This is a genomic window from Endozoicomonas sp. SESOKO3 (assembly GCF_024606255.1).
Window position 1 is genome coordinate 1 of record NZ_JAHHPR010000059.1, and the last position, 4,108, is coordinate 4,108.

Here is a 4,108-nt window from a genome sequence, read left to right on the forward strand (position 1 = left end):
TGTGATGTCGGCACCCCATAATGATTCTGTCTATTATCTGGCGAATATCGAAATTGATTCCAGATACCCTCTGGATACGAGCGGTTCAACAGCAAAAGCCACCTCGGAACAGCCCGATACAACCTCGACCACGCAGCATCATCGACCGGCAGGTATTATGGATCTGAGGGGCGCGGGTATTTTTGTTGCAGACAATGTCAGGGTGGTCACGGATCCCTTCAGTTCATCACCCGCACTGATTCCTGATGCAGATGACACAGACGCTCCGGTTATAAATAATGCTGAAAAAACAGGATTAAAAAGTTTAAAAGAATTAGACAACTTAACCACATGGGAAAAAGTAGGCGTAGGTGCTGGCCTGACAATGTTGGATCAAGTGATTACCCGAACCTGGTTCCACCTTTCAAATCGTATCAAGCAGGCTTGGTTAAGACACACCAGTCAGGTGTTAGCGGCTGCATTGGGTTTGGGTCTTCCGGCTTTCCATTTATTACCGAAATGCATCAGTGGCTTGAGAGGAAGGTCAGAACACCCTCCATCAGGACGCACTCCATTAGAGGGGGCAGGTTTACCGGGACGTTCATCAGATCTATATCAACCCGGTAATTTGATAGCGACATCTTCCGTGACTCAAGGATCTGTTGCTGAATTAGCTTTTTCCATCGCGCAGGATGAGCGTTGGCCCACCCACGGCCAAACGTCCATCGCTACTGACGAAGACCAGCTTGATCACTTTATTACCCGTGACGGGGTAGTTTTTGCGGGCACGCATTTGCTCCTCGACTTTTGGGGAGCTGAAAAGCTGGATGACCCCACTACGATGGAAGAAGCGATGCGCGATGCCGTCGAAAAGGCGGGTGCTACTTTGTTGCATATCCACCTTCATCGCTTCGAGCCCAATGGCGGCATTTCCGGCGTTGCAGTATTGGCTGAATCACATATCAGTGTGCACACCTGGCCAGAGAGGAACTTCGCGGCGTTCGATATCTTTGTGTGTGGTGATTCTCAGCCAGAATTAGCGGTTCCGGTATTAAAGGCCGCCTTTAACCCTGACTCGGTTTATACGAAGGAGCATCTGCGCGGTGCGGTGTTCAGCGAAAGCGAGTAAGCGTTTTATCATCCAGTGGATCTGACTATGAATTTCGGCGGTTCTTTTCGCAAAGACGGTGTAAAAGTCAGGGCGGAAATTGCTATCGAGGTATACGCTACCAGTGTTTTTTCTTGTTTATTGGCAAATGTGTCAAAGGAATTTTATAAATATGTGTGACGATGTAGCGGCTTTTGATGTATTTCTGTAACTTTACTGTACCTAAGTACTGGTACTCATTGCGGATTTTGCTTATCTTGTAGTTCAATTACAAAATTGATCGAAATCAATTTTCTGAAGTTTTAAACTCTGCCTCTCCGCACCCAATTTAATGTCCATCAGAAGCCGAACATCCGGCTGGAAGCCTGATGGCAGGGTGGTTGAACCTAAAGTTCAGGCAGGGCAGAATTTTCGTTAGATAACAGTTAGCCATGACAGGGATAGCCCTCAAGTTATTTGTCCTTGTCCCGGCTCCTGAGGCTCACGTCGTTTGATCATTGGTTTCGACTGGTGGTACGGGCTGAAAAAGCAGTCCTTCAGAGGTAAGCCTCGACTATCCTGACAGTCAGAATTTCACTGGTACAACGAAGAATAACCGCCCATTAAGAGTGAGGTTGTTCATCCCGGGTTGAAGCGGTTTATTCGCACAAGGCTGATTGTAGCTTCAGTGTACTGTTGTCCGGATAATCGAAATGGAAAGATGCATCAGTGGCTGATGACCCCTTCACAGATGCTTTTTTTAGAACTGGTTACAGCGCTCAATTCTCGGAGCAAACTATATGCATGACATTGATCCCATCGAAACCCGGGAGTGGCTGGAAGCCCTGGATTCCGTACTGGAAAAAGAAGGGGAAGACCGGGCACATTACCTGATGACCCGCCTTTCCCAGCATGCCAGAGCGAAAGGCACACAGCTGCCCTATGCGATTACTACCCCTTATCGCAACACCATTCCGCCTGAGAAAGAAGCGAGAATGCCGGGTGACCTGTTCATGGAACGCAGAATCCGTTCCCTGGTCCGTTGGAACGCGCTGGCAATGGTCATGCGTGCTAATCAGAAAGACAGCTCTCTGGGTGGCCACATTTCTTCGTTCGCCTCCAGTGCAACTTTGTATGATATCGGCTACAACTATTTCTTCCATGGTTACAACAACAACCGTGAAGGCGATCTGGTTTACTATCAGGGACACACGGCTCCGGGTATTTATTCCCGTGCTTACCTCGAAGGTCGTCTGAGTGAAGATCAGCTGGACGGTTTCCGACAAGAAGTCGAAGGCAAGGGTCTTTCTTCCTATCCTCACCCGCACCTGATGCCTGACTTCTGGCAGTTCCCCACCGTATCCATGGGTCTGGGTCCGCTGCAGGCCATCTACCAGGCTCGCTTCATGAAGTACCTGATCAACCGTGGTATGGCTCCGGAGCAGAACCGTAAGGTCTGGGCTTTCCTGGGTGACGGTGAAATGGACGAGCCTGAATCCACCGGTGCTATCTCTCTGGCGGGTCGTGAAAAGCTGGACAACCTCATCTTTGTGGTGAATTGCAACCTGCAGCGTCTGGACGGGCCTGTTCGTGGCAACGGCAAAATCATGCAGGAGCTCGAAGGTGTATTCCGCGGCGCTGGCTGGAACGTGATCAAGGTGACCTGGGGTCGCCACTGGGATCAGCTGTTTGCCCGGGACAAAGACGGCATGTTACAGAAGTTGATGGACGAAGCCGTCGATGGCGACTATCAGAACTGTAAAGCCAAGGGCGGTGCCTGGACACGTGAACACTTCTTCGGTCGTTACCCTGAAACCAAAAAGATGGTTGAGCACCTGTCTGACGATGACATCTGGCGTCTGAACCGCGGCGGTCATGATCCCTACAAGGTTTACGCTGCTTATCACGCTGCTGTAAACACCACCGACAAGCCAACGGTTATTCTGGCCAAGACCGTAAAAGGTTACGGTACCGGTACGACGGGTGAAGCATCTAACGTCAGCCACAACGTTAAAAAACTGCCAATCGATGATCTGAAACAGTTCCGTGACCGTTTCGACCTGCCGATCAAAGATGAAGATCTGGCCAGTCTGCCATACTTCAAGCCCGCTGAAGACAGCCCTGAAATGGTCTACATGCGCAAGCATCGTGAGAAACTGGGCGGCTTCATTCCTCAGCGTCGCGAGCAGTCAGATATACAGTTGGAGATTCCTGGGCTGAGTGCCTTCGACGCCGTTCTCAAAGGCAGTGGTGAGCGTGAAATCTCAACCACCATGGCCTACGTACGTGTTTTGGCTGCGCTGGCGAAAGACAAGAAAGTCGGCAAGCACATCGTACCAATCATTCCTGACGAAGCACGGACTTTCGGTATGGAAGGTATGTTCCGTCAGCTGGGTATTTACTCTGCAGAAGGTCAGATGTATGAGCCAGTGGACTCTGACCAGGTCATGTTCTACAAGGAGTCCAAACAGGGTCAGATTCTGGAAGAAGGCATTAACGAAGCCGGTGCCCACGCTGCCTGGATTGCGGCTGCTACGTCCTACAGTAACAATAACGTACCGATGATTCCTTTCTATGCTTTCTACTCCATGTTTGGTTTCCAGCGTACCGGCGATCTGGCCTGGGCTTCAGGAGACATGCAGGCTCGTGGTTTCCTGATCGGTGCTACTTCCGGTCGTACCTCCCTGAATGGTGAAGGTCTGCAGCATCAGGACGGACACAGCCACATCCTGGCTTCCACCGTTCCTAACTGCATCAGCTATGACCCAACTTACGGCTATGAGCTGGCGGTCATTGTTCAGGACGGCCTTCGTCGTATGTACGGCGACAACGAAAACGTGTGGTATTACATCACCACCATGAACGACAGCTACAAGATGCCAGCCATGCCTGAAGGCGATAGCGTTATTGAAGGCATCGTGAAAGGTCTGTACTGCTTCGGGGAAAACACCGTCAACGACGGCTTGAAAGTACAGCTGATGGGATGTGGCACTATTCTTGAGGAAGTATGGCAGACTGGCCAGATCTTCATCTTTGATCGGC

2 protein-coding genes are annotated in these 4,108 nt (G+C 50.5%); both read left to right on the forward strand.

Annotation, left to right across the window (positions count from 1 at the left end):
* Nucleotides 1-1,108, forward strand: a 1,108-nt coding sequence (speD, locus tag KDK18_RS01010) for an adenosylmethionine decarboxylase (RefSeq protein WP_257252544.1), incomplete at its 5' end; no start/stop codon positions are given.
* Between the two features lie 758 nt (nt 1,109-1,866).
* Nucleotides 1,867-4,108: pyruvate dehydrogenase (acetyl-transferring), homodimeric type (gene aceE, locus KDK18_RS01015; protein WP_257252546.1), on the forward strand; the 2,242-nt coding region annotated here is incomplete at its 3' end.